General features: G+C 41.7%; 5 protein-coding genes and 1 pseudogene. 2 read left to right on the plus strand and 4 right to left on the minus strand.

Annotation, left to right across the window (positions count from 1 at the left end; translation table 11 throughout):
* Positions 1-159: 159 nt before the first annotated feature.
* Positions 160-1,143: a LacI family DNA-binding transcriptional regulator gene (locus tag EP737_RS18780; RefSeq protein ID WP_129729805.1), complete on the minus strand. Its 984-nt coding sequence runs from the start codon at positions 1,141-1,143 to the stop codon at positions 160-162.
* A gap of 139 nt (positions 1,144-1,282) precedes the next feature.
* The gene (locus EP737_RS18785; RefSeq protein ID WP_129729819.1) at positions 1,283-1,540 is read right to left on the minus strand and encodes a hypothetical protein; all 258 of its coding nucleotides are present in this window, start codon (positions 1,538-1,540) and stop codon (positions 1,283-1,285) included.
* Between the two features lie 538 nt (positions 1,541-2,078).
* Between EP737_RS18785 and EP737_RS18790 the strand changes: the two genes are divergently transcribed.
* Both EP737_RS18790 and EP737_RS18795 read left to right on the plus strand, forming a co-directional pair.
* The gene (locus EP737_RS18790; protein ID WP_129729807.1) at positions 2,079-3,389 is read left to right on the plus strand and encodes a CitMHS family transporter; all 1,311 of its coding nucleotides are present in this window, start codon (positions 2,079-2,081) and stop codon (positions 3,387-3,389) included.
* A 243-nt stretch (positions 3,390-3,632) separates the two neighbouring features.
* Entirely contained in the window at positions 3,633-4,754 is a 1,122-nt protein-coding gene (locus EP737_RS18795; protein WP_129729809.1) for an AbrB family transcriptional regulator, read from the plus strand.
* Positions 4,755-4,938: 184 nt separating this feature from the next.
* Here the strand turns inward: EP737_RS18795 and EP737_RS18800 are convergent, their stop codons facing one another.
* A complete protein-coding gene (locus tag EP737_RS18800) occupies positions 4,939-5,901 on the minus strand; it encodes a 2-hydroxyacid dehydrogenase (protein ID WP_129729811.1) in 963 nt (320 codons plus the stop codon).
* A gap of 419 nt (positions 5,902-6,320) precedes the next feature.
* Positions 6,321-6,650, minus strand: a pseudogene (locus EP737_RS18805) (IS200/IS605 family accessory protein TnpB-related protein); the annotation flags it as partial.

Here is a 6,650-nt window from a genome sequence, read left to right on the forward strand (position 1 = left end):
CGGTTCCGAACTCGAGTAAAAAATATAGACAATTTCATTATAATAATACCGGTTTCGAGAAAATAGAATTTGTACTTTTTGAGAACCGGTTCCAACATTCCCTAAAAAAAGAAAGCGTTTTATTGGAACCGGTTTCTGTTTTTTATTATAGATTGCGATTTATAATTTGTCAACGCTTTCTCTTTCAATAATTTTATACTGAGACACCATTATTTTCCCTATTGATTCCCCATTAACCAGCTTCATCATGCTTTGGGCTGCTAACTGTCCTGCCTCTTTATAATAAAACTTTGCGGTCGTCAAACTCGGATGCATAATCTCAGTCACTTCATAGCCTCCAAAGCCAGTAATGGATAAATCCGTGGGGACATGCAAGCCTTTCATATAAACTGCCTTTAATACACCGAGCGCAATATTATCCGTTGCACAAACAAATATAGAAGGTCTATACTCATCCATAATGCGGCAGGCTGTTTCGAGCGCAGCGTTAATAGCAAAGCCCGTTTCATAATATTTAACCTCGCAATTTCCCGCCTCCTGCACAGCTTGCTGAAAACCTGCCTTTCTTTTCACTCCGACTGCAATATCTTGTTCTGTCACACCTAAAAATACAATCTTCCGATGCCCCATGGAGAGAACATATTTCCCCATATTATAAGCTGCGCCATAATCATCATGGATAAGACTATACGTCCCGTCATGCTGCTGCCCTACAAGCAGTACCGGTATGTCTACCTTATCAAATGCCTCTAGATGAGCAGGTGTAATTTGCGTTGCCAACAAAATAATGCCTGCAACCTTCTGTCTCGCTAAGCTGTAAATATTTTCGATTTCCCGTTCTAAATCTTGACTGGAGTTTGATATTAACATTTGACACTGATATTCTCTCAGCTTCTCATCAATCCCAATCAATGTTTGCGACGCAGCATATGAATCTAAACGCGGCACAATCGTCCCGATAATATTCGTTTTCTTTGCCTTTAAGCTTTGGGCGAATGTATTTGGAACATATCCAGTCTCTTTTATGACACTCTCAATTTTCCGTTTCGTCGCCTCGCTGACAGAACCGCCGTTTAAATAACGAGATACTGTACTCTTCGCCACTCCTGTTATTTGTGCGATATCTGAAATTGTTTTGGCCATACTTCCATCTCCATACTCTTGTACATATGTTTCTCATTATACACGAATAGAGGAACGGAATGAAGTCCCTAACTCAAGAGAGAGGGACTTCATTCCAAGAGACTTGTTATTGTCCAGCAGCCCCGACCTGTCTGCTTGTTTAATCACATCCAGTAATCTTCAAATCATCCGCTACCTTACATAGTACTGTATTTATGTTTACTTCTTCTCCTGGCTCCACCTCTACAGAAGCGATATTGCCGCTAACGCCTATTGCAACCTCCTCTGTCCCGCCATCCTCCGTGCGGATCGTGAGGAGCTTCTCCCATTCATATATATAAGATTCTTCGTTGACGAAAACCTTCTCTACTTTGCCGCAGCAAGGACTATATACGGTTTCTACCGCGCTGCAAGGAATGGATGCTTGTTCTGTCGTTACCTGCTGTAAATTAGGTCTCTTCTGCAAGCTTTCTTCATGCGGGTGATACATGTTTTCCATCAATGCTCCCATTTTCAATCCCATCCTTTTCATTGTAAATATAAGGCCTCATCAACAGCCGCTTGCTCCCTCTCTTATTGCTCCATACTACTTGGCAAGAACCAATTCTTAGAACAGTAGGAGGAAGAAGGGTTATTGCATAGGTTTTTCCATTACAGAAAATAAATACTCTTTGTATTTGCCCACATTTTATAACAGCGCTTTCTTTTAGTAACCATTGTTGTAATAAGCTGTATTGATTGCTTAAAAAGGATTGTGTTTATTGTGTTCATGAATTCCTGCGTAATTCTCAAAAAAACGGTGAACAAAATGATCAAAATGAAGAAAATGCCTTTAATAAAGTTATTTTTCTAATTATTTACCAATTCTCTATTATGACTTATTATCACTTTAATGAGTTTGTTATTTACATTTCCATGTTTTGAAAGCGTAAACAAAAAGGGGAAGGGGTTATAATATGTTGGCTGTGTTGGGATTTGCAATGATTTTCGTGTTTATGTTTTTAATTATGACAAGACGAATGTCAGCACTTATTGCTTTAATGCTTATACCCGTGCTATTTGCCGTAATTGGAGGGTTCTCCTCCAATTTAGGAGCGATGATGCTAGAAGGAGTCCAAAAGTTGGCTCCTACCGGGATTATGCTGACATTTGCTATTTTGTACTTTGGAATTATGATTGACAGCGGCTTGTTTGATCCAGTGATTTCCAAATTATTAAAAATAGTAAAAGGAGATCCCTTGAAAATTGTAATCGGAACCGCTATCTTAGCCCTGCTTGTTTCATTAGACGGCGATGGAACAACAACCTATATGATTACAATCTCAGCTATGCTTCCTCTTTATACGTATCTTGGCATGAGTCCGCTCATCCTAGCCGGAGTTGTTATGCTTGGAAGCGGCGTTATGAATATTATCCCGTGGGGCGGTCCGACAGCTCGCGTAATGAGCGCACTCCACTTAGATGCTTCTCAAGTGTTTACACCGCTGATTCCAGCAATGATTGGCGGCGCAGCCTGGGTTATTTTCGCCGCGTACATCCTCGGAAAGAAAGAACGCAACAGATTAGGAATTATCCAATTGGAGACCTTTGCACTAGGAAATTCTCCTATGGATGAGCTGGCAGTTGCAGCTATGGACTCCATGCACTATAAACGTCCGAAGCTATTGCTGGTAAACTTTGTGCTCACTGTTATTCTTATGGTTTGTCTCATTAAAGAAGTGATGCCGCTTCCGATTCTCTTTATGGTTGCATTTGCAATCGCTGTTATGATTAACTATCCAAACTTAGAACAACAAAAAGAGCGAATTGCTTCTCATGCAGGCAATGTACTAGCAGTTGTCTCACTCGTATTTGCGGCAGGTATTTTTACAGGAATTTTATCTGGAACAAAGATGGTAGATGCAATGGCTAACGGTCTCGTATCCTTAATTCCAGATGCACTTGGACCGCATCTTCCAATTATTACAGCGCTTATCAGCATGCCATTTACATTTTTCATGTCAAACGACGCCTTTTATTTCGGTGTTCTTCCTATTCTCTCCAAGGCGGCTGCCAGCTATGGAATCAGTGCTGCGGAAATGGGAAGAGCCTCTCTAATCGGGCAGCCGGTTCACTTACTTAGCCCGCTTGTAGCATCTACATACCTATTGGTTGGTATGGCAAAGGTAGACTTCGGCGACCATCAAAGATTTACCTTAAAATGGGCAATCGGAACTTCACTCTTTATGCTTCTTGTCGCAATTATTACGGGAGTTGTTCCGCTCTAACAGCATTACGGTAAGTAAGATGGATACTTGGATGAATGAGCCCCTTTCTTTTTAAGGGGCTTTTCACACTTTAAGAAAGCATAAATTTCTAGCTGGGAGACCGTTCAACGTAGCGAGACATTTTAGGGATAAAGTATAAGTGCCACTCCGCCTCTGTCTTCTCCTAACGGCTCGCCAATCAATAAGTTTTCTTTAGTTCGGCGTTACGATATACAATATAAATAAAGAAAGTGAGGAGTGATTATGAAGAAGAATCTACTTATCGTACAAGCAGGCTTCATTATTGTAAGCAGTATAGGTGGATATCTATTATCTCTCACCGGTATGTCAATCGGCTGGATGCTTGGAACAATTGTAGCGGCAGGAGCTATTTCCTTTTGGAGACCACGCTTTCTCCTTCCAAGCACATCAACAAAAGACATCCATGCCTATTGGGGATACATCGGACAATATATATTAGGAATTGAGCTTGGACAGAAGGTAAATGCAGCAGTGCTCCAGACATTCCAAAATCACTGGATTGTAATTGTTATTATGCTCATTTTATCAACGATATTTGCATTGCTTTCAGGGCTTATTTTACTTCGCTTCACAAAGGAAAGCTTAATGACGAGCTTCCTTAGCGCCACACCAGGAGGCTTGTCTGCCATGCCCGGCATAGCGGCTGAACTCGGCGCCAATACGGCCACGGTCAGTATTGTCCAAACTACTCGTGTGCTTCTTGTCGTCTGCACAATCCCTCTGTTTTCTTTTTACTTAAGCTCTGACAAAGTCATAGAACAAAGCGCCCAACATGCAATTATGACTCCTTTGAGCTCCATATCCTTTCTATGGACACAAGCGTTGCTCCTCACGGCATGGATCGGCTATCATATTGGCAAATTCCTAAAGCTGCCGGCTCCGTGGTTAGTTGGCGGAATGCTCGGTGTAGCTGCGCTCCAAACATGTTTAGGATTGTATACAGGAGGAAATGCTGCTGCATGGTGGCCGCATCAAGGCATTACACTCGCGCAAATTTTACTCGGCGCAAGCATTGGTTCTCGCCTCAATCGCAAGATGTTTAAGGGAGCAGTACGGGTTTGTATGGTCGGCTTACTGAGCTCAATCAGTCTTGTCTGTACAACTATACTATGTGCGTTTCTCATCTCCAGATGGACCAATATTTCATTTGTAACGGCTACCTTAGCGCTTGCACCAGGCGGCATTGCAGAAATGGCAACAACATCGCTTACCCTGCACGCGGATGCCGCCTTTGTCGTAGCTGTTCAGGTCTTGCGGGTCATTCTTATTCTTAGCTTCCTGCCTGTTCTTTTTCAACTGCTCAATAAACAGGTGAAAAAACGAACGGTCGGAAAAGCAGGGTGATTATTTTCCTTCCTAAGAGAAAATAATTTCCAGTTTTAAATACGTGATAGTTCCTTAATTAGTTCTGGTTAGATAAAAAAACAAAGTTTAAATGGTTGAATAGCAAGAAAAGAGCCATCAATAATTACTGATGGCTCTTATTTCAATTTCAACAATAAACATTAACAAATCCTAAATATAAGACTTACACTACTAGATGCTTTGGAGTCTCGTTTCTTATAGCTGCAAGCAAATTCTCTGCCGCCAATTCCGCCATCTTCATTCTTGTTTTAATACTTGCACTGCCAATGTGCGGAAGGGTTACAACGTTTGGCAAAGTAAGGAGCGGGTGATCTAATGGTACAGGTTCTTTTTCAAATACATCAAGTCCAGCCGCCCAAATAACTCCATTTTTCAAGGCATGATATAGAGCATCTTCATTTACGATTCCGCCACGTGCAGTATTAATAAGAATAGAAGTGTTTTTCATAAGCGATAATTCTCGTTCACCAATCAGATTGTTTGTTTCAGGCGTATATGGCGTCATAATACAAACAAAGTCTGCTTCTTGCAGCAGCTCGTCCATTTCTGTATACTGCAGGCCTAGCTCCTTTTCTACCACTGGCTTGCGGCTGCGATTATAATAGAGAATATTCATATTAAAGCCCTTAGCTCTGCGTGCTAGCGCTTCACCGATTCTCCCCATCCCGATAATTCCAAGGGTAGCTCCATATATATCTTGCCCTGCCAGTTGCAGAGGAGACCACGTTTCCCATTTCCCGCTTCTTAGGTACTCTGTTGATTCTACTAATCTGCGAGCTGTCGACATCAGTAAAGCAAATGTTAAATCAGCAGTCGTCTCAGTCAGAACTCCTGGAGTATTAGTAACCCTAATTCCCCTTTTCTTGGCAGCCTCAACATCAATGTTGTTATAACCTACAGCCATGTTGCTAATTACTTTCAAAGCATGTGCCCGATCAAGCAATGCCTGATCAATCGATTCTGTCAGTAAACAAAAGAGTCCATCAACGTCTGCAATCTCCTTTTCCAGCACTTCGCGTGGTACAGGCTTCTCTTCCTCCTGCCACATTCGCACTTCACATACTGCCTCGATTTTAGAAACAATTTCATTTGGAATTTTTCTCGTAATGTATACTTTTGGTTTCAATGTGAACACTCCTCTACTTTAATAGTGTATATATTATTTATAACAGTATTATCCAAGTGTTTACAATGACCGTGGCCAAATTCAATTACTGTTGAAATTCCATATTGAACTACCCCCACCTACTCGCTAACGCTCCTTGAGGTGGGAGATTCTGTATTGTCTTCCTAGGAAGCGAAATACAGAGCCGTTCAACAGGCTTCTCATAGGGCAAATAGGGAGAGCTCACACTTCCTTGCACGTGACAAAGTCACCGAGGTGACCTTGTCTCATACAAGTAGTGATAGTTGCTTCTCTTTTTTCACCCTATACGTGTTGCAATGTTCTTGCACCAATGCACCTACCGTTCTGGAGCTCAATCCTCTGGCCTTTGCGGCAAAATGATGGTGATGCAAGAACAGATGATGCCATTCTAAACGAAGTCAGGTTTCCCTTTCTTCTAACCAAATTTTTGGTACATACTTCTGCAAACTATCACGTTCTGCTTGTGTCAGCCCATCGTTACAAATCTCTTTATTGAATAATGGATAAGATTGGCCCGATACATGATAGAATACGTGCGGACGAAGCACTTTGAAGGCTTTTGTCAAAACACTCCATTGTTTCCAGTGGTGCTCCCCATCCTTACGTTCTGTATAGGTTTGCAACACTTTTGGCACCTGCTCCTTCAGATTCATGCCGCGTCTGCCAATGACATAAGAAGCTGCTTGATGGATGGAAATATGCATCTGTTTCATATACTTCATCTTCCC

Origin of the sequence: Ectobacillus funiculus, from assembly GCF_004138295.1 — a bacterium.
Classification (GTDB): Bacteria; Bacillota; Bacilli; order Bacillales; family Bacillaceae_G; genus Ectobacillus; species Ectobacillus funiculus.